Below are 16,669 nucleotides of genomic sequence, written 5' to 3'. Positions count from 1 at the left end.
GAACGATATCTTGCGGCCTGTGCCATATCAGGAAAGGACAGGTCATGCCGAACCCAACCGCAGCAATGCTTGTGATCGGGGATGAAATCCTGTCGGGACGCACCCGGGATGCGAACATGCATTACCTTGCGCAGGAACTGACCAAACAAGGCATCGATCTTAAGGAGGTTCGTATGGTCAGCGATGACGTAACTGCCATCGAACAGGCCGTGCGCGCCCTGTCGGACCGCTTTGATCATGTGTTCACCAGCGGCGGAATAGGCCCGACCCATGACGATATCACAGCCGACTGCATTGCCCGCGCCTTTGGTGCATCGATTGACGTGCGCGCCGACGCCCGAGCGCTGTTGGAGCGGCACTATGAGAATTCGGGGTTGGAACTGAACGCCGCGCGCCTGCGTATGGCGCGTATTCCGGATGGGGCGACATTGATCGATAATCCCGTTTCGACCGCACCAGGGTTCACGCTTGGGAATGTGCATGTGATGGCGGGTATCCCCACAATCTTTCAGGCCATGGTCGCCAGTGTTTTGCCTAAGCTGACCGGCGGCGATCCCCTGTTGTCGCAAACGCTGCGGGTCAACCGGGGTGAAGGTGATATCGCCTCGACCCTGTCGGCTTTGGCTGAGGATTACCCTGATCTCGCCATCGGCAGCTATCCGTTTCAGGTAAATGGTGTATTCGGCTCTAACGTGGTTGTTCGGGGCACGAACGGGTCACAGGTCGATGCGGCCACGACCCGGTTGGCAAAAGAGCTGGAGCTTTGAGCCCGAACTGGACCGACGTTGTCGACGGCACATGGCCGGCGGCTCGGTTCGAAACATTAGGTCCATTTCGATTGCGACAAGGGTTGGGTGGCGGTTCGCGGGTGTCTGCGGCCAGCGCTGTGGCACTAGCAACCGGCGCTGACATCACAGCTGCAGAAGAGGCGATGCGCGCGATGGGGCAGCGACTCATATTCTGCCTGCGACCGGGCGACGAAGGGTTGGATCAGCAGCTTGCGGATCGTGGCTATGACATTCTTGACCCTGTCAACATCTACCAATGCCCGGTCGACCACCTGACCGATACGCCCATCCCTCGGGTCACCGCCTTTACCATCTGGAGTCCACTGGCGATCATGAACGAGATCTGGGCGCAAGGCGGTATCGGGCCAGAGCGGCTGGCTATCATGGACCGGGCCGAGGGACCGAAAACGGGGATATTCCTGCGTCATTCCGATCACCCGGCGGGGACCGGTTTTGTCGCCATTCACGACGACGTCGCCATGATCCATGCGCTGGAAATCCTGCCAGCCCACCGGCGTCAGGGCTTGGGAAAATGGGCTATGCGCGCGGCTGCAATCTGGGCGCAGAAGAACGGCGCAAAAACGCTGAGCGTGATCTGCACCAAGGCCAATGACGGGGCAAATGGTCTTTACCATGCGCTCGGGATGGAGATCACCGGAGAATACCATTACCGTCAGCTTGTCCAAGGAGAGTGACCACCGTGACCGACCAAACCCTGCCCACCGCGCTGGACCTGCCGATGGTGAATCCGCTGCCGCCTGAGACGCAGAAATACTTTGATATCTGTGTCGAAAAACTGGGCTTTGTGCCCAATGTTTTAAAGGCTTATGCGTTCGACATCGAGAAGCTGAACGCGTTTACGGCGAATTATAACGACCTGATGTTGGGTGACAGCGGGTTGTCAAAACTGGAACGCGAAATGATTGCGGTGGTCGTGTCCGCGATCAACAAATGCTTTTACTGTCTGGTGGCCCATGGTGCAGCTGTTCGGCAATTGTCGGGCAATCCGCAATTGGGCGAGATGCTGGTTATGAACTACCGCGTGGCCCCTCTGGTCGATCGTCAGCGCGCCATGCTGGATTTTGCTGCCAAGATGACGACCGCCAGTACTGAGATCGAAGAACCTGATCGCCAACATCTGCGCGATGTTGGTTTCAGCGACCGGGACATTTGGGACATTGCCAATGTGACCGGCTTTTTCAACATGTCGAACCGGGTGGCCAGCGCAACAGCGATGGCCCCGAACAACGAATACCATACGCAGGCCCGATGATACGAACCGCAGTCCTTTTTCTGATGATGATGGCCAGTCAGGGTCTTGCACAGAACCTGACGTTGCCCTCTGGCGCACGGCTGGTCAGCGACCGGACGAGTGAATTGGACAGCTATGAGCTGCCAATCGGCCCTTTCGTTGACGGTGCGGTGCCCGCAAGAGAGGTTGAAGGAAAGGTCGAGCGGTTAACGTGGCGGTTGCAATCGGGCTCTAGCACCACGCTGCAATTGCTGGCGCCGCTGCGGGATCAGATCGCCGCGCAGGGGTACGAGATCCTGCTTGAGTGTCAGGCCAAAACGTGTGGCGGGTTCGATTTTCGATTTGGCACCGAAGTCGTGCCCACACCGGACATGTATGTGGCCATTCAGGACTTTCGCTTTTTGTCCGCCATTCGGGGGGGCAATGTAGTCAGCCTGCTGGTCAGCCGCAATCCGCCTGACGGGTATGTGCAGATGATCCGCGTCACACCGGTGGGTGCAGAGGCTCCGCCGCCGCTTGTGATCGACGAGCCAGTCACGTCGTCCAGCGACCTGTTGGCCGAATTGGAGCAAAACGGCCATGCAATATTGGAAGATCTTCATTTCCGTACCGGAGAGATGACGTTGGGCGAAGGGCCTTTTGCGTCGCTGAAATTGGTTGCGGAGTTTCTGGACAAAAACCCAAACATCCGGCTGGCACTTGTGGGTCACACCGATGACACGGGTGCGCTGGATGCCAATATCTCGGTCAGTACCGGCCGTGCGCAGGCCGTGCGTGCCCGGTTGATCGAGGCGCATGGGATCGCGGCAGACCGAGTCGAAGCGCGCGGGATCGGCTATCTGGCCCCGCTCACCTCGAATGCCACGCCGGAAGGCCGCGACTTGAATCGCCGGGTCGAGGCGGTCTTGCTGATCAACTAAAGCCTGCGGTGCAGACCAAATCATGATCTGCAAAAAAAAGGGCCCACGCAATTGGCGCGGGCCGTACAGTTTACCGAGGTTAATTCACCAGTCCATCGGGCCTTTTTCGTGAAAGGCATCGACGAGAAAATCTATGAATGCCCGCACCTTGGGCTGTGTAAAGCGTCCGGGCGGGTAAACGGCGTAGACGCCCTGCACCTCGTCCGGAAGCGATGGCATCGCATCCACAACGGCACCGGATTTCAGCGCTTCTGCGTACAGATAGCTGGGTAGATATGCGATCCCCAGACCAGAGATGGCGGCGTTCAACAGGGATTGCCCATCGTTCACGCTCAGCCACCCTGCGGTGCGAACCTGTCTTTTTTCACCCGACGGCGCGGTCAGCCTCCACACGTTGCCAGAAGACTGGCTGGAGTAATGCAGCAGCTTGTGTTCGTTCAGATCGTCAATTTTCTGCGGTCGGCCGAATTTCTCGACATAGCTGGGCGCTGCGACCATCCGCTTGACAGTTTCTGTCAGTTTACGGGCGCGCAGGGTGCTGTCTTCCAGCTCACCAATCCGGACGGCCACATCGAACCCTTCTGAAATCAACTCGACGTAGCGGTTGTTCAGCACCATATTCACGGTGATATCAGGAAAGGCCGCCAGAAAATCCGACAGAACTGGAGACAGATGATTGACGCCGAAATCCGTTGCAACGCTGATCCGAAGCAGACCCGAGGGAGCGGATTGCATCGAAGTCACAAGCGCATCAGCTTCGCCCGCATCATTTAGAACGCGCCGTGCGCGATCGTAATATGCCAGGCCAATTTCCGTCGGCGACACGCGCCGGGTCGTGCGGTTCAGCAGCCGTGCGCCCAGACGGGCCTCGAGGCTGGAAACATGCTTTGACACGGCCGATTTGGAGATGCCCATTTTCTTGGCCGCATCGGTGAAGCCACCTTGGTCCACCACATTGGCAAAGGCTTCCATTTCGGTCAGTCGGTCCATTCTCATTCCCCAGGTCTTAGTCCTTTTTTCCAACCTGACGTCCAATCTAGGCGGAAACAGGGCGGACATGGGATAATATCAGGGTTTCAATTCGGATCGTTTGCATATGGGAAACGCGGAAACGATGGTTTCCTAGATGGCCACAAAGCCTGTAAGCCAAGGGTTTTGGGTGATTTCGGCCAGATATGCTAGGGTGACAATGGCAAATTTGTGACCACGGAGGAGATCATGAAAGCCATTTATACCATCGCAGCCATATGTCTGTCCGCAACCCTTGTATGGGCTGGTGGCGAGACGCCGTCGAACCCAGACGCACGGGTCTATTTTGTAAACCTGTCGGATGGCGACACGGTTTCATCGCCGGTGACCGTGGTCTTTGGGCTAAGCGGGATGGGCGTGGCCCCCGCCGGAACCGAGGTGGAAAATACCGGGCACCACCATTTGCTGATCGACCGCCCGCCATTGGGTGAGGGCGAGGACGGTGTGGACGAGCTGGCCTATGGTCTGCCTGCGGACGACAACCATCTGCATTTCGGCGGGGGACAGACCGAGGTGACAACGGAATTGGCCCCTGGTGCACACACGCTGCAACTGGTGCTGGGCGATGCCGGGCATGTGCCACACTCCCCTCCTATTGTGTCCCAGGTGATCACGATAACGGTCGAGTAGCCGACGTGCCTTCGCGGCGCAGGCAACTATGCCACGTCGGGCAATAGGAAAATACGGCGCGCCAGCGCCGAATTCAGCCGTTCTTGTGGATACCATTGGCTGAGGGCGGTCTTGGCCATCAAATCGGGGTTTTCCGCAATGAATGCCTCGAAAGTACTGGATTGTGAACTGGCAAGACGCTCTGCGATCAGGCTCATGAATGCGTAAGTGATCGTCAGGTTGAACTTATCCGGGGCGCCGGCTTTGGCCGCAAGTGTTCGGATCCCTTTGGCGTAGATCGCTGCAGCATCGATGAAATCGTACTTTCGCAGCAGGTCATATGCGACCTGTACATGTTCGGCATGTCCGAACGTTGTGTTATCGATGGCGTGTGCCTCAAACGCGCTGGTGATGTCGGTGCTCATTCTCCGTCCTCCTTGAAACGGTGGCTGTCCTCGGCTGTCCAGTCGAGGTCGTAGACACTTTTGAGCTGTTTGATCTTCTCCAGCGTTTCCTCGGAAAACGCTGGCTTGTTCTCAAAGCTATGCAGAGCAATCCCCTCGATCAGATCGCCAAGGGTCATGTCCAGCGACTCTGCCAGCCCCTTGAGGACTTTCAGCAGGCGTTTTTCGATACGAATTCCCGTTTGGGTGCGTTCTGTTTTCTGACTCATGGCGTACATATGTATATTAATACCAATAGAGTCAAGCGGCACAAAAAAAGCCGCCTCTTTCGAGACGACTTCCTGCAGTTCAATTGAGGTGTTGCTTTAGAACGTAGCCGCCAGCCGCGTCCCCTGATTGATCGCCCGTTTAGCATCCAACTCTGCCGCCACATCCGCACCGCCGATCACGTGCGGAGTGATACCCTGGTCGATCAACGCATCCGCCAGGCTGCGCTCGGATACCTGACCGGAACACATAACGATTGTGTCCGCCGCGATCACGGTCGGATCAGCACGTTCTTCGCCAAAGCTGACATGCAGGCCGTCTTCGTCGATGTGCTCGTAATTCACGCCGCCCACAAAATTGACGTCCTTCATCTTTAGCGTAGCGCGGTGAATCCAGCCGGTTGTTTTACCCAGACCTTTCCCATGCGCCTGTTTCTTGCGCTGTAACAGAGTGACCTCACGCGCAGGTGCCGCAGGTTGCGGACCCTCAGGTGCCAGGCCCGAGCGGTGTTCGGCCGGGTCTGTGACGCCCCATTCCTTCATCCATGCGGGCAGGTCGGTGGTAACGCTGTGGCCGTCTTCCAGCAGGAATTCGGACACATCAAACCCGATGCCGCCGGCACCGATCACGGCGACTGACTTACCGACATCCGCCTTTTCGCGCAGCACGTCGATATAATTGATGACGTTGTCCCGATCCTGACCCGGGATTTGCGGATCGCGCGGAATGACACCAGTAGCGATAACCACCTCGTCAAAGCCGGTCAGGTCGTCAGCGCTGACTTCGCGGTTCAGCTCTACCTTCACACCCAGATCGGTCATCATGGTGCGGTACCAATCGACCAGTCCCCAGAACTCTTCTTTGCCCGGAACCTGCTTGGCCATGTTCAATTGGCCGCCAATCTCCGAGGCGCGATCGAACAGGGTCACGTCGTGTCCGCGCTGTGCTGCGGTCATCGCGGTGGACAATCCCGCGGGGCCGGCGCCGACAATGGCAATCGTCTTTGGCGCTTCAGTTGTGGTGATTTCCAATTCGGTCTCATGGCAAGCGCGCGGGTTCACAAGGCACGAGGTCAACTTGCCGCTAAAGGTGTGGTCCAGACACGCCTGGTTGCAGGCAATGCACGGCGCAATCTGTGCCGCTTCACCTGCAATTGCCTTGTTGACGAAATCTGCATCGGCGAGCATCGGACGGGCCAGAGACACCATGTCGGCGCAACCCGTCGACAGGACCTCTTCGGCTACCTCTGGCGTGTTGATCCGGTTCGAGGTGATGACGGGGATAGAAACCTTACCCATCAGCTTTTTCGTTACCCAGGCGAAGGCCGCGCGCGGAACGCTGGTGGCGATGGTCGGAATGCGTGCTTCGTGCCAGCCGATGCCGGTGTTGATGATCGTGGCACCGGCCTCTTCGATACGCTGGGCCAGTTCAACGACCTCTTCATGGGTCGAGCCATTGGGGATCAGGTCGATCATCGACAGGCGATAGATGATGATAAAATCAGTGCCTACGGCTTCACGCGTGCGGCGAACGACTTCGATCGGCAGGCGCATACGGTTCTCATAGGACCCGCCCCAATGGTCGGTACGCTTGTTGGTGTGTTTCACAATGAACTGGTTGAGGAAATATCCCTCGGACCCCATGATCTCGACCCCGTCATAACCCGCTTTCCGGGCCAGAACGGCAGCGTTCACGATGTCGCTGATCTGTTTCTCGATACCTTCCTCGTCCAGCTCATTCGGCGGGAAGGGCGAGATCGGGGATTTCACCGGGCTGGGGGCCACACATTTCGGACCATAGGCATAGCGACCCGCATGTAGGATCTGCATCGCGATCTTGCCCCCCGCGTCGTGCACCCGCTGTGTGACGATGGAATGGTTCGCGACTTCTTTGTCATTGGTCATCATCGACGCGCCGGGCAGCACCGATCCTTCAAGGTTCGGGCCAATCCCGCCTGTCACCATCAATGCGACACCGCCACGGGCGCGGTCGGCATAGAACTCGGCCACACGGTTCCAGTCGCCGGTTTCCTCAAGCCCTGTGTGCATCGACCCCATCAGGACGCGGTTCTTCAAAGTCGTAAAGCCCAGATCCAGCGGGGCCAGCATATTTGGGTACGCAGTCATGGCGAACTCTCCCTCCCGATTTGTCGACGCTAGATTGACCTTCGCGTCAACGTTGTCACGCGAAACCTAACGTCACACCCTTTGCTGGCGCCTTGGGGCTTGATACAGACGTCTCAAAGCACATTCACGAGGCTGCACATGACCCCCGAAGAGATCGCCAAACTGCCCTATCGCCCCTGCGTGGGGCTTATGCTGATGAATACCGAGGGCAGGATTTTCGTCGGTCAGCGCAATGATCGCCACAAGGATGCATGGCAAATGCCTCAGGGCGGCGTCGACAAGGGCGAAGATCCACGGGATGCAGCCCTGCGCGAGCTGTGGGAAGAAACCGGCGTAACCTCGGACTTGGTCGAGATCGTCGCCGAAACAGACGGCTGGCTGCCTTATGATCTGCCACACGACATCGTGCCGAAAATCTGGAAAGGCCGTTATCGCGGGCAGGAACAGAAATGGTTCTTTCTGCGGTTCACCGGCCGCGACGATCAGATCGACATCCAGACCGAGCACCCGGAATTCATCAAGTGGAAATGGCAGGAGCCCGGTCAGCTGATTGACGAGATCGTGCCGTTCAAACGTGAGGTTTACCGACAGGTGGTTGCCGCCTTTGCCGATTACTTGGGCTTTGGGCGCTAACCAAAGCCTTGGGGCTTGAAGCGAACGCGTGCGGCAGGTCCTTTGGGGTCCAGTTCGAACAAATCGTCGCGCGCGGTCAGGTATCCGCGCCAGTTCTTTTCGGGATACGTACTGATCTTGATATCGTGTAACCGACGCATACGCACGTTTAGATCGGCGATGGGTATGCCTTGCCCATTCTGGCTGCCCTGAGAAATTACAGTCTGGATTTTTCTGTCGAGGTCGGACGCCTCGGAGGCTCGGCTTTGCTGAAGCTCAACAAACACAGTGCAATTATCCCGAACGTGCTGTGGTGCTTTGGCTTCGCCAACGCCGACTGTCCTGACGCCGAATTCGCGTAGCCGCCGATGCAGGTGCGTAAAGTCGCCGTCCGAGCTGACGATCACCATGGCATCGATGCCCCGGTTCAAGGCGAACTCGATTGCGTCGATACACAATAGAATATCTGAGGCGTTCTTGCCCGTGCCGCTATGGATCAGGTGATATTCGCTGGCCTCATGCCACGCCGAAGAAACCTGAGCATTCATATAAACCCGTGCGACGTCGATACGCCCATATTTCTGAGCGATCCGGCCAACGTATTTTTTGTAAGTGGCGCTGATATTGTCGCCGTCCACCAAAACAGCTACGCGAAGTGTCATAAAAAATCCGGAATTAATCTAATTGGCGATGAGATTCATCGACACTGAGGCAAATTTTTGGCGTTGTAGCTGGCAACCTCGCCTTGCCAAAAATCGCGCCGGCAGACCTGCAAAATCGGTTCCTACAAACGTGCGGAGTACGAGCAGGTGGTTGCCGCCTTTGCCGATCACCTGTCATAAAGCGGCATGCAGATTGAAGACATCTGGCCCAAGTACCGCGCGCGCCTGAAGGCGTTTCTGCATTCGCGTGTGTCCAACACCGCGGATGTGGAAGACCTGTTGCAAGAGATCTCGGTCAAGGTCTTCACCGGTCTGTCCAACCTGAAAGACCCTGCCAAACTGCAACCGTGGTTGTTTCAAACGGCCGACCGCACGATCATCGACCATTACCGAAAATCCGGCCGTGTCGAGGCGCATCCGGATGATCTTTGGTATCACCGGGATGATCCGGAAACGCGTCAGGACCTTGAGGGATGCGTCGAACCTTTCATTCGCGGGTTGCCGCAGGAAACCGCAGACATGCTGATGGAGATCGACATCAATGGCATGTCCCAACAGGATTATGCACAGGCGCAGGGGCTGGCGTATTCAACGCTTAAATCCCGGGTTCAAAAGGGCCGGGCAGAGCTGCGAAAAGCGTTCGTGGATTGCTGCAATATCTCAATGGATGTGCGAGGCAATATCGCGGACGTGCAGAAAAAACCGAAATCCTGCAAAAAATGTTGATCTGATCGTCGTCTTTTTGATGCGGGCTTCGTCTGACAGATGAAACCAGCAAAAGGAAAGACAAATGATCCGTATCATCAGTTTCAAAATCTGCCCCTTCGTTCAGCGCGTCACTGCGCTGTTGGAAGCCAAGCAGGTACCCTATCAGATCGACTACATAAGCCTCAGCGACAAGCCGGATTGGTTTCTAGAGCTGTCGCCGACAGGTCAGGTTCCGGTTCTGGTGACCGAAAGCGGTATAGCGCTGTTTGAGTCGGACGCGATTGCCGAATACCTCGATGAGGTGGCCGCCCCGCTGCAACCCGATCTGACACCCGAACAGCGCGCTCTGAACCGCGCGTGGAGCTATCAGGCCAGCAAGCACTACCTTGTTCAGTGCAGCGCAATGCAAAGCGCGGATCTGGTGATCTTTGCGGATCGGACGACCAAGTTGAACGCCTCGTTCGCGAAAGCCGAAAAGCAGCTTAGCTGTGGCCCATTCTTTGCGGGTGAGGCGCTGGGCAATGTCGATATGGCTTGGTTGCCGTTGCTTCACCGGGCTGCAATCGTGGCCGATCACAGCGGGCACGATATGTTGGCTGACTATCCTAAGGTGAAAGCGTGGCAACAGGCTTTGATGGCGACCGGCATCCCGCAGAAAACCGTTTCCGAGGATTTTGTACCCCGGTTCACCGATTTCTATCTCGCAGACCGGACGTGGTTGGGGCGGGGTGCGAACCTGAACGAAGCGCCTGCAACCGCTCAGGTGAAACAATCCGGCGGGTGCTGTGGGTGATTCACTCACTAAGCCGCACGTTGGCGTGAGGGGGCGTGGCCGCATCTGATCGACCTGTCTAGCTTGACGGGTATGAAGGACACGGCCCCAACTCTCTCTTCTGTAAAACCCGCCGGACGCAAGTTTACCGGCACCGACCGTCGCGCGCCTTTGCGCGGCGGTCTGCAAGGGTGCGGGGAATATGGCGCAGGGCAGACGGCAGGCCGGTTCTACCCCATCGCCTGCGTCGCGCTTGAGGTCACCCAACGCTGTAATCTGGATTGCACACTGTGTTACCTCTCGGACCGAGCCGAGATGACCTATGACCCACCGCTGTCGGTTCTGTTTGCGCGTCTTGCCACAATTCACAGCCATTATGGCCCCGGTGTCTCGGTCCAGCTGACGGGGGGTGATCCGACCCTGCGCAAGGTGGAAGACCTAGAGGCACTGTGCCGTGAAATTCGCCGCCTGGGCATGCGGTCGTGCCTGATGACCAACGGCATTCGCGCCAGCCGGGCGTTTCTGACGCGGCTTGCGGCGGCGGGGTTGGATGACGTGGCCTTTCACGTCGACATGACGCAGGAGCGCAAGGGGTTCAACAGCGAGACTGAGTTAAATGTGGTGCGCCGCGCCTATATCCGCCACACGCGCGGACTGGGCCTGCGGGTATTGTTCAACACGACGGTCTTCGGCGGCAATATTGCTGAACTGTCTGCGCTGGCACGATTCATGCGAGACCGCCCCGAGGTGGCTTTTGTGTCCTTTCAGATGCAAGCGGATACCGGGCGCGGGGTCTTGCGCGGACGTCCCGACGCGATCACGCAGGACAGTGTCATGCGTGCCGTCGAGGTCGGATATGAAACGCCCCTGCATTTTGACACGGCCGCCGTGGGCCATGCAAAATGCAATCGCTACGCAAGTGTTGTGACTGCCGGCGGGCGTGCGGTTTCGATTCTGTCCGCCAAACGCCTGACGCAGAAGGTGATCGCCGCGCTAAGCCGGGCCGACCAATCAACCGACGGCCATATCGACACCCGTGACAGCGTCCGGCGTATGGCGCGGCGCAACCCGTTTTTAGCGCTGCAGGCCGGGTTGCATCTGCTGAAATGCGTGCTGCGTTTGGGCCGCGGCTTGTTGCGGGGACCTGTCCGCCGGCAATCGGTCTTCATTCATAACTTCATGGCCGCCGACGCGTTGGAGGATGATCGCTGTGCCTCTTGCGTCTTTATGGTCGCAACCGCAAACGGGCCGTTGTCCATGTGCGTTCACAACGCGCAGCGTGACATGCATCTGGTCGCACCGGATCGGGTGGACGGGCCTTCAGGCCCAAGCTGGTGGAATGCCGCCGTCCCCCACCTGTCCGCTGGACCCGATCTGCCGGACCTGAGCGATCCGGGTCTGGCCCCGCTCAAGCGGCTCAAGGGGCAGATGCGCGCCACGCGCCGGAACCAAAAGGACGTCTCATGAGAAAACTTCTGATCCTGCTTCTGCTTCCGGTTTTGACCGCTTGCGCAAGTGTCGAGCGTCTGGCCTTGCCCGCCCCCGAGGCTTTGTCGGGGCAGACCCTGACCAGATTTGCGTCCCCGCCGGGCGAAAAGGTCGATCACCGCGACTGGACCGCCTTTCTGCACCGTTATGTCGTAGCCGACGGGAAGGGCGTGAACCGGGTAGCTTACGGGCAGGTGACACAGGCAGACCGCGCGCGCCTGGACGAATATCTGGTCGATCTGCAAGCCGTTGACCCTGCGCGGCTGACACGTGACCAGCAACTGGCCTATTGGATAAACTTGTACAATGCGCTGACGGTGGATGTGGTTCTTGAAAACTATCCCGTTGCTTCGATCCGCGACATCAAGGATGGGCCATTATCGATTGGGCCGTGGAATCAACCTTTGGCGCGGGTGGCCGGGCAGGAGTTGACCCTCAATGACATCGAACACCGCATTATTCGGCCCACATTCGGCGAACCGCGCATCCACTATGCGCTGAACTGCGCCGCTGTGGGCTGCCCTAACCTGATGGATCGCGCCTGGCAGGCCGAGACATTGGAGCGCGATTTCGCTGCTGCCGAGCACGCCTATATCAACGATCCGCGTGGCGTGCAGTTCGACCAACGCGGCGGATTGATCCTGTCAAAGATCTATATCTGGTTCCGCGAGGATTTCGGACCGAATGAAAAATCCGTGCTGGCCTATATCGCGACAGCAGCAGAACCCGAGCTGCGCGCCCGTCTTCAGCAGACGCCGCGTGTCAAAGCGTATCAGTATAACTGGGCTTTGAACGACGCGGCGGCTGGATCTTAATCAGCGGATTACAGCAACCCTTCGGCGCGCAGCAGGTCCTGCATGTTCGCCTCGGGGCGCGGGCCGATGTGGCTGATGACCTCGCGGGCGCAGATATTGCCGATCTTGGCGCAGGCTTCGTGATCGCGGCCTGTGGCCATGCCAAACAGGAAGCCGGCGGCAAACTGATCGCCCGCACCGGTTGCGTCCACGGGCACGACTTTCTCGACCGGTACGTCGACGCGTTGCCCGTCGCTTAGGACAGTCACGCCGTCGCCGGAGCGGGTGCATACGACAAGCGGGCAGATCGCGGCGGTTTTGGCCAGCGCCTCTTCCAGATCGCCGGTTTCGAACAGGGATTTGATTTCGGCCTCGTTGCCGATGACGAAATCAAGTTCGTTTTCGATCAGCAGCAGGAAATCGACACGGTGGCGTTCCACACAGAAGGGGTCGGAAATGGCGATACCCGCCTTGCCGCCACCTTTGTGGCACGCGCGCGCGGCCTCTAGAAACGCAGCTTTGCCCTTTTCCTTGTCGAACAGATACCCCTCAAGGAACATGATCTGGCTGTTGCCTGCGACGTCATCCGATACGTCCTGCGACGACAGTTCCGAGGAAATCCCCAGATAGGTATTCATTGACCGTTCCCCATCGGGCGAGACAAAAATCATCGAGCGCGAGGTCGGCAGTTCGCCACCCGGAACCGGAGGGTTCACGAAATCAACGCCGTCCTCGTTCATCGCATCCGCGTAAAACCGGCCCAGAGCGTCATCATGAACCCGCCCGATAAACGCTGAATCCAGCCCCAGCGCACCTGCGCCGGCGATGGTGTTGGCGACCGAGCCACCCGGCGTCTGTACGCGGCCTTCCATCGAGGCATAGAGGACCTCGCCACGCTCCTGCTCGATCAGCTGCATGATGCCTTTTTCAATGCCCATCAACTCCAGGAAACTGTCGTCGGCTTGGGAAATCACGTCCACAACTGCGTTTCCGATGCCGGTCAGTTGGTAGGTTTTCATAGGTTCTTGTCCTCAAATTCGCAGAGATCGCGGATGATGCAGGTGCCGCACATGGGTTTGCGCGCCTTGCAATGATAGCGGCCATGCAGGATCAGCCAGTGATGCGCGTGCAGCTGAAAGTCTGTGGGGATATTGTCCTCGATGGCGCGCTCGACGGCGTCAACGTTTTTACCTGGGCAGATGCCCGAGCGGTTGCCTACACGGAAGATATGCGTGTCCACCGCCTGCGCCGGATACCGCCACCACATGTTCAACACCACATTGGCCGTCTTGCGGCCCACACCCGGCAGCGATTGCAGCGCGGCGCGGGAATTGGGCACCTCGCCGCCATACTCGTCGACCAGAATACGGCTAAGCTTAATGACGTTTTTCGCCTTTTGCCGAAACAGGCCAATGGTCTTGATGTGTTCAATCAGACCTTCTTCGCCCAGATCCAGCATCTTTTGCGGTGTGTCGGCGATCTTGAACAACGCACGGGTGGCCTTGTTCACGCCTACATCGGTGGCTTGCGCAGACAGCGCCACCGCAACGACCAGAGTATAGACGTTGACATGCTCAAGCTCGCCCTTGGGTTCGGGGTCGGCTTCCTGAAAGCGCGTAAAGATCTCGCGGATCCGGTGATATCCGAGTTGTTTTGCCATCCGCGTCTTAATGCCGTTCGGGGCGCGTCGATACAAGTCCAAAGCCAATGCGCAAGTTCCGGGTCGCGAGGGCGTAACCTGCGCGCTATGGTTTGGTCAAGAATATGAGGTAATAGCCATGAACGTCCAGACACCGGAAAGCGGATACCACTACAACGTCATGCGCCGCGCGATCGACCTGATTGATCGAGGCGGAGAAGGCCTGAGCCTGGAAGAGCTAGCCCGCCAGATGGATATGAGCCCGGCGCATTTCCAGCGCCTGTTCTCGCGTTGGACGGGGGTGTCGCCGAAACGCTACCAGCAATATCTGACCTTGGGCCACGCCAAGGCATTGTTGCGGGAACGGTTCACCACGTTGGAAACCGCACACAACGTCGGCCTGTCCGGCAGTGGCCGTCTGCACGATTTGTTCCTGAAATGGGAATCCATGAGCCCCGGCGAATACGCGCGCAGAGGCGTGGGGCTGACGATCTATTGGGGCTGGTTCGAATGCCCCTTTGGCCCGGCACTGGTCATGGGAACCGATAAGGGTATCTGCGGCATTGCCTTCGGGGCCGAAACTGGCGAAGAGGCCGCGATGGAGGATATGATCTCACGCTGGCCCAAGGCCGAGTTCATAGAAGATCCGATGCGTCTGCGCCCTTGGGTTCTAAGTGCTTTTGGCGCGGCAAGCGACCGGTTGGAACCTACGCCGCTGTACCTCATTGGCTCGCCCCTGCAAATCAAGGTTTGGGAGGCGCTGATGCACATCCCGTCGGGTCAGGTCACCACCTATTCTGAGATTGCGCAACGTGTGGGATCGCCACAAGCAGTGCGCGCCGTGGGTACTGCGGTTGGCCGCAACCCGGTCAGCTGGCTGATCCCTTGCCACCGGGCGCTCCGCAAATCCGGTGGGCTGGGTGGCTATCACTGGGGCTTGCCGGTCAAACGCGCAATGCTGGCATTCGAGGCCGCTCAGGCCGACGCATAGTCACGTCAAAAACAAACTTTGCGCTGCTGCATCCTGTGATAGTGAGATTCTATGAAGCAGGACAGCAGGCAGATCACACAGACGTTCGCGGCGTGGGCCATTCCGGTTTCAGTGGCGGTTTTGCTGCTGAAACTGCTGGCCTGGTGGGTGACGGGCTCGGTCGCCCTGCTCTCGGACGCCTTGGAATCCGTGGTGAATGTGGCGGCCGCTCTGCTTGCATTTTTTGCGGTGCGGATATCTGGCATGCCGCCAGACAAGAAACACCCGTTCGGGCATAAGAAAGCCGAGTACTTGTCGGCGGTTATTGAGGGAACATTGATTGTTCTGGCCGCGCTGCTGATCATTCGTGAAGCCGTCTATGCCCTGCCTAATCCGCATCTGGCCGGGGAACCGTTACTGGGTATTGCCATTAATGTGGGCGCCACCTGCCTGAATGGCATCTGGGCGTTTCTGCTGTTGCGGGTTGGGCGACGAGAATCCTCACCGGCGTTGGAGGCGAGCGGAAAGCACATATTAACCGACATTATGACCTCGGTCGGTGTTGTTGTCGGGTTGCTGATTGCGATGGCGACAGGTTGGTTGGTCCTTGATCCGATCATCGCGATTCTGGTGGCGTTGAACATTCTGTGGGAGGGGTGGAAGGTCATCCGCAGCTCGGTCGACGGATTGATGGATGCTTCGCTGGTCGATGGGGAATTGACTTCTGTCCGCGAAACAATCGAAGCCAATTTGGGCCCGGCGTTGGAGTATCATGATCTGCGCGGTCGCAGGTCAGCCAACATGATTTTCGTTGAGTTTCACCTTGTCGTTGACGGTGCCATGTCGGTCGCGGCCGCGCATGACATCTGCGACGATATCGAGGCGGCCCTGAACAGGAAGTTTCCGGGGTCAGTTTTTGTCATCCATCTGGAACCGGACAGCGAGTTAAAAAGTACCAGAGCCTGATTGACAGACACATCCGCCAGTGCGAAATGTCGCCCTCAGGTTCGGGTCCCCTGCCGTTCGCAGCCATTTGGCATTGGTGAAACCCGGTTGATGAACATCTGTTGCCCTTTCCTGGCGCGCGGATGGCAATGCGAACCCCGTCCTGACTTGGCGCCCGTTTAAGGAAACGAGGCAAGAAATGACACGTTCAAACAGTATTGCTCCACTTGAGGAGCTAAAAGCTCAGGCAAAACGACTGCGCGATAGGCTGCGCGGTGCGGGGGTCACGCTCTCGCATAGTGAATCGCTGGAATTGTTGGCGCATCAACATGGGGTGCGCGATTGGAATACGTTGCACGCCATGGCCGGAAATCGCATGCATTTGCGTGTTGGTGACCGGGTTGAAGGGTTCTATTTAGGGCAGCCCTTCAGGGCGGAAATCCGTGGTATGACCCTATTGGGTGACGGGTCGCATCGGCGCGTTACGTTACATTTTGACACCCCCGTGGATGTCGTTCAGTTCAACAGCTTCTCGGCCTATCGTCAGCGCGTAACCGGTGAGATTGGCTGGGATGGTCGATCCACGCGGCATACCTCGGACGGCCAACCGCAACTGATCGTGCGACCCACGTAAAGAAAAGGGCGCGGCGGGTAACCACCGCCGCGCCCTTTTGTTAAGTTCTG

The 16,669-nt window shown here is 58.1% G+C and carries 20 protein-coding genes; 13 read left to right on the top strand and 7 right to left on the bottom strand.

Features of this window, described 5'->3' with window-relative positions; all coding sequences use genetic code 11:
- Positions 1–44 precede the first annotated feature (44 nt).
- Genes AC2FJE_RS04590 through AC2FJE_RS04575 form a run of 4 tightly spaced genes read left to right on the top strand, consistent with a single transcriptional unit; the run spans position 45 to position 2,960 of the window.
- Positions 45–767, top strand: a complete 723-nt coding sequence (locus AC2FJE_RS04590; RefSeq protein ID WP_496755363.1) for a competence/damage-inducible protein A — start codon at positions 45–47, stop codon at positions 765–767.
- Positions 764–1,483: a GNAT family N-acetyltransferase gene (locus AC2FJE_RS04585; protein ID WP_282119593.1), complete on the top strand. Its 720-nt coding sequence runs from the start codon at positions 764–766 to the stop codon at positions 1,481–1,483. The genes AC2FJE_RS04590 and AC2FJE_RS04585 overlap by 4 nt, the downstream gene beginning before the upstream one ends.
- Positions 1,484–1,488: 5 nt before the next feature.
- Positions 1,489–2,061: a peroxidase-related enzyme gene (locus tag AC2FJE_RS04580; RefSeq protein WP_282119592.1), complete on the top strand. Its 573-nt coding sequence runs from the start codon at positions 1,489–1,491 to the stop codon at positions 2,059–2,061.
- Entirely contained in the window at positions 2,058–2,960 is a 903-nt protein-coding gene (locus AC2FJE_RS04575) for an OmpA family protein (RefSeq protein ID WP_282119591.1), read from the top strand. The genes AC2FJE_RS04580 and AC2FJE_RS04575 overlap by 4 nt, the downstream gene beginning before the upstream one ends.
- Before the next feature lie 84 nt (positions 2,961–3,044).
- Here AC2FJE_RS04575 and AC2FJE_RS04570 read toward each other — a convergent pair whose 3' ends face one another.
- Positions 3,045–3,950, bottom strand: coding sequence for a LysR family transcriptional regulator (locus AC2FJE_RS04570; RefSeq protein WP_282170182.1), 906 nt, complete (start codon positions 3,948–3,950; stop codon positions 3,045–3,047).
- A 228-nt stretch (positions 3,951–4,178) separates the two neighbouring features.
- On the opposite strand from AC2FJE_RS04570, the gene AC2FJE_RS04565 reads away from it, so the two are divergent.
- A complete protein-coding gene (locus tag AC2FJE_RS04565) occupies positions 4,179–4,619 on the top strand; it encodes a DUF4399 domain-containing protein (RefSeq protein ID WP_282119589.1) in 441 nt (146 codons plus the stop codon).
- A gap of 26 nt (positions 4,620–4,645) precedes the next feature.
- On the opposite strand, the gene AC2FJE_RS04560 is transcribed toward AC2FJE_RS04565, so the two are convergent.
- From AC2FJE_RS04560 to AC2FJE_RS04550, 3 genes are all read right to left on the bottom strand, one after another.
- A complete protein-coding gene (locus AC2FJE_RS04560) occupies positions 4,646–5,023 on the bottom strand; it encodes a hypothetical protein (protein ID WP_109313618.1) in 378 nt (125 codons plus the stop codon).
- Entirely contained in the window at positions 5,020–5,271 is a 252-nt protein-coding gene (locus AC2FJE_RS04555; protein ID WP_496755361.1) for a hypothetical protein, read from the bottom strand. Before AC2FJE_RS04555 ends, AC2FJE_RS04560 begins: the two co-directional genes overlap by 4 nt.
- Positions 5,272–5,367: 96 nt before the next feature.
- A complete protein-coding gene (locus AC2FJE_RS04550) occupies positions 5,368–7,395 on the bottom strand; it encodes an NADPH-dependent 2,4-dienoyl-CoA reductase (RefSeq protein ID WP_282170185.1) in 2,028 nt (675 codons plus the stop codon).
- 138 nt (positions 7,396–7,533) lie between these two features.
- Here AC2FJE_RS04550 and AC2FJE_RS04545 point away from each other — a divergent pair, with 138 nt between their 5' ends.
- Positions 7,534–8,028 (top strand): RNA pyrophosphohydrolase, encoded by a 495-nt coding sequence (locus AC2FJE_RS04545; protein WP_496760684.1) that lies wholly within the window; start codon positions 7,534–7,536, stop codon positions 8,026–8,028.
- Here the strand turns inward: AC2FJE_RS04545 and AC2FJE_RS04540 are convergent.
- Positions 8,025–8,669 carry an NYN domain-containing protein gene (locus tag AC2FJE_RS04540; RefSeq protein WP_109313614.1) on the bottom strand — a complete coding sequence of 215 codons (645 nt, stop codon included), beginning with the start codon at positions 8,667–8,669 and terminating at the stop codon, positions 8,025–8,027. The two genes, AC2FJE_RS04545 and AC2FJE_RS04540, sit on opposite strands and share 4 nt — an antisense overlap.
- Positions 8,670–8,855: 186 nt before the next feature.
- Between AC2FJE_RS04540 and sigZ the strand changes: the two genes are divergently transcribed.
- From sigZ to AC2FJE_RS04520, 4 genes are all read left to right on the top strand, one after another.
- Positions 8,856–9,395 (top strand): RNA polymerase sigma factor SigZ, encoded by a 540-nt coding sequence (gene sigZ, locus AC2FJE_RS04535; protein ID WP_496760683.1) that lies wholly within the window; start codon positions 8,856–8,858, stop codon positions 9,393–9,395.
- Positions 9,396–9,459: 64 nt separating this feature from the next.
- Positions 9,460–10,170, top strand: a complete 711-nt coding sequence (locus AC2FJE_RS04530; RefSeq protein WP_496755360.1) for a glutathione S-transferase family protein — start codon at positions 9,460–9,462, stop codon at positions 10,168–10,170.
- A 72-nt stretch (positions 10,171–10,242) separates the two neighbouring features.
- The gene (locus AC2FJE_RS04525) at positions 10,243–11,616 is read left to right on the top strand and encodes a radical SAM protein (protein ID WP_496755359.1); all 1,374 of its coding nucleotides are present in this window, start codon (positions 10,243–10,245) and stop codon (positions 11,614–11,616) included.
- Positions 11,613–12,452, top strand: a complete 840-nt coding sequence (locus AC2FJE_RS04520; RefSeq protein WP_496760682.1) for a DUF547 domain-containing protein — start codon at positions 11,613–11,615, stop codon at positions 12,450–12,452. Before AC2FJE_RS04525 ends, AC2FJE_RS04520 begins: the two co-directional genes overlap by 4 nt.
- Before the next feature lie 8 nt (positions 12,453–12,460).
- Here the strand turns inward: AC2FJE_RS04520 and AC2FJE_RS04515 are convergent, their stop codons facing one another.
- Together AC2FJE_RS04515 and nth are read right to left on the bottom strand one after the other, a co-directional pair.
- A complete protein-coding gene (locus AC2FJE_RS04515; RefSeq protein ID WP_282170192.1) occupies positions 12,461–13,450 on the bottom strand; it encodes an adenosine kinase in 990 nt (329 codons plus the stop codon).
- Positions 13,447–14,091 (bottom strand): endonuclease III, encoded by a 645-nt coding sequence (gene nth, locus AC2FJE_RS04510; protein WP_282170193.1) that lies wholly within the window; start codon positions 14,089–14,091, stop codon positions 13,447–13,449. The genes AC2FJE_RS04515 and nth overlap by 4 nt, the downstream gene beginning before the upstream one ends.
- A gap of 118 nt (positions 14,092–14,209) precedes the next feature.
- Between nth and AC2FJE_RS04505 the strand changes: the two genes are divergently transcribed.
- The 3 genes from AC2FJE_RS04505 (at position 14,210) to AC2FJE_RS04495 (ending at position 16,619) form a co-directional block, all read left to right on the top strand.
- Positions 14,210–15,061 carry a methylated-DNA--[protein]-cysteine S-methyltransferase gene (locus AC2FJE_RS04505; RefSeq protein WP_058275230.1) on the top strand — a complete coding sequence of 284 codons (852 nt, stop codon included), beginning with the start codon at positions 14,210–14,212 and terminating at the stop codon, positions 15,059–15,061.
- A 51-nt stretch (positions 15,062–15,112) separates the two neighbouring features.
- On the top strand, positions 15,113–16,006 hold the full coding sequence (locus AC2FJE_RS04500) for a cation diffusion facilitator family transporter (protein WP_496760681.1): 894 nt from the start codon (positions 15,113–15,115) through the stop codon (positions 16,004–16,006).
- 178 nt (positions 16,007–16,184) lie between these two features.
- Complete coding sequence (locus AC2FJE_RS04495) at positions 16,185–16,619, top strand: glyoxalase superfamily protein (RefSeq protein ID WP_496755355.1); 435 nt, start codon at positions 16,185–16,187, stop codon at positions 16,617–16,619.
- The last annotated feature ends 50 nt before the right edge of the window (positions 16,620–16,669 follow it).

The sequence above is a fragment of the Ruegeria sp. CDSC002 genome (assembly GCF_059610905.1).
This window is presented reverse-complemented; position numbering and strand designations above follow the sequence as displayed.

What these genes read in the sequence shown, in the direction of transcription:
- AC2FJE_RS04530 (WP_496755360.1), top strand. Translation starts at nt 9,460, where the DNA reads ATGATCCGTATCATCAGTTTCAAAATCTGCCCCTTCGTTCAGCGCGTC.
- AC2FJE_RS04495 (WP_496755355.1), top strand. Translation starts at nt 16,185, where the DNA reads ATGACACGTTCAAACAGTATTGCTCCACTTGAGGAGCTAAAAGCTCAG.
- AC2FJE_RS04570 (WP_282170182.1), bottom strand. Translation starts at nt 3,950, where the DNA reads ATGGACCGACTGACCGAAATGGAAGCCTTTGCCAATGTGGTGGACCAA.
- sigZ (WP_496760683.1), top strand. Translation starts at nt 8,856, where the DNA reads ATGCAGATTGAAGACATCTGGCCCAAGTACCGCGCGCGCCTGAAGGCG.
- AC2FJE_RS04520 (WP_496760682.1), top strand. Translation starts at nt 11,613, where the DNA reads ATGAGAAAACTTCTGATCCTGCTTCTGCTTCCGGTTTTGACCGCTTGC.
- AC2FJE_RS04590 (WP_496755363.1), top strand. Translation starts at nt 45, where the DNA reads ATGCCGAACCCAACCGCAGCAATGCTTGTGATCGGGGATGAAATCCTG.
- AC2FJE_RS04500 (WP_496760681.1), top strand. Translation starts at nt 15,113, where the DNA reads ATGAAGCAGGACAGCAGGCAGATCACACAGACGTTCGCGGCGTGGGCC.
- AC2FJE_RS04540 (WP_109313614.1), bottom strand. Translation starts at nt 8,669, where the DNA reads ATGACACTTCGCGTAGCTGTTTTGGTGGACGGCGACAATATCAGCGCC.
- nth (WP_282170193.1), bottom strand. Translation starts at nt 14,091, where the DNA reads ATGGCAAAACAACTCGGATATCACCGGATCCGCGAGATCTTTACGCGC.
- AC2FJE_RS04545 (WP_496760684.1), top strand. Translation starts at nt 7,534, where the DNA reads ATGACCCCCGAAGAGATCGCCAAACTGCCCTATCGCCCCTGCGTGGGG.
- AC2FJE_RS04565 (WP_282119589.1), top strand. Translation starts at nt 4,179, where the DNA reads ATGAAAGCCATTTATACCATCGCAGCCATATGTCTGTCCGCAACCCTT.
- AC2FJE_RS04525 (WP_496755359.1), top strand. Translation starts at nt 10,243, where the DNA reads ATGAAGGACACGGCCCCAACTCTCTCTTCTGTAAAACCCGCCGGACGC.
- AC2FJE_RS04515 (WP_282170192.1), bottom strand. Translation starts at nt 13,450, where the DNA reads ATGAAAACCTACCAACTGACCGGCATCGGAAACGCAGTTGTGGACGTG.
- AC2FJE_RS04555 (WP_496755361.1), bottom strand. Translation starts at nt 5,271, where the DNA reads ATGAGTCAGAAAACAGAACGCACCCAAACGGGAATTCGTATCGAAAAA.
- AC2FJE_RS04575 (WP_282119591.1), top strand. Translation starts at nt 2,058, where the DNA reads ATGATACGAACCGCAGTCCTTTTTCTGATGATGATGGCCAGTCAGGGT.
- AC2FJE_RS04550 (WP_282170185.1), bottom strand. Translation starts at nt 7,395, where the DNA reads ATGACTGCGTACCCAAATATGCTGGCCCCGCTGGATCTGGGCTTTACG.
- AC2FJE_RS04560 (WP_109313618.1), bottom strand. Translation starts at nt 5,023, where the DNA reads ATGAGCACCGACATCACCAGCGCGTTTGAGGCACACGCCATCGATAAC.
- AC2FJE_RS04505 (WP_058275230.1), top strand. Translation starts at nt 14,210, where the DNA reads ATGAACGTCCAGACACCGGAAAGCGGATACCACTACAACGTCATGCGC.